Origin of the sequence: Bacillus sp. Nf3, assembly GCF_003028545.1 — a bacterium.
GTDB lineage: Bacteria > Bacillota > Bacilli > Bacillales > Bacillaceae > Bacillus > Bacillus safensis.
This window is the reverse complement of record NZ_PYUA01000145.1, coordinates 1-502: the sequence shown is the minus strand read 5'-3', so window position 1 is coordinate 502 and position 502 is coordinate 1. Positions and strand designations below refer to the sequence as shown.

General features: G+C 70.9%; 1 protein-coding gene. It reads right to left on the bottom strand.

The window, feature by feature from the left end:
• Positions 1-58: 58 nt before the first annotated feature.
• Positions 59-502 (bottom strand): type 2 periplasmic-binding domain-containing protein (locus tag C9414_RS21245; RefSeq protein WP_142398105.1); only part of this gene is annotated, 444 nt, incomplete at its 5' end.

Here is a 502-nt window from a genome sequence, read left to right as displayed (position 1 = left end):
GCTGTCGAGCAAACTCGACTCTACGGGCCGGTAGTCGAGCACGCTCGATGCCACGGATTCACCGCACCAGGGTGACCGCTTGCCCCGCACGCGCGAAGGCTTCGCCCAGCAACGGGCCGGCCTTGATCGCTTCCACCTCGTCGAACAAGGCGCGCAACGCCTCGGCCGGGCGCGAGGCCGGTGCCGCAACCGCCTGCTGGATCGCGGTGAAACGATCGGCCAGCACGCGGTGGCCGGGATGCGCCTGCGCCCAGGCCGCCAGCGGCTGGCGCACCCCGGCGGCGGCATCCAGGTGCTGCTGGTCGAACAGGGTGATGGCCGCGGCCGAAGTCTCCGCGCGCTCGATCGCGGCGTGGCGCAGCTCGCGGCTGAGGAACAGGTCGTAGGCCGCGCCGCAGCCGACTGCGATGCGCAGGCCGTCGCGGTCAAGATCGGTCACCCGCTGTGCCGGGCTGTCTTCGCGCACCAGGTAGGTGCCTTCAATCTCCACATACGGCGCACT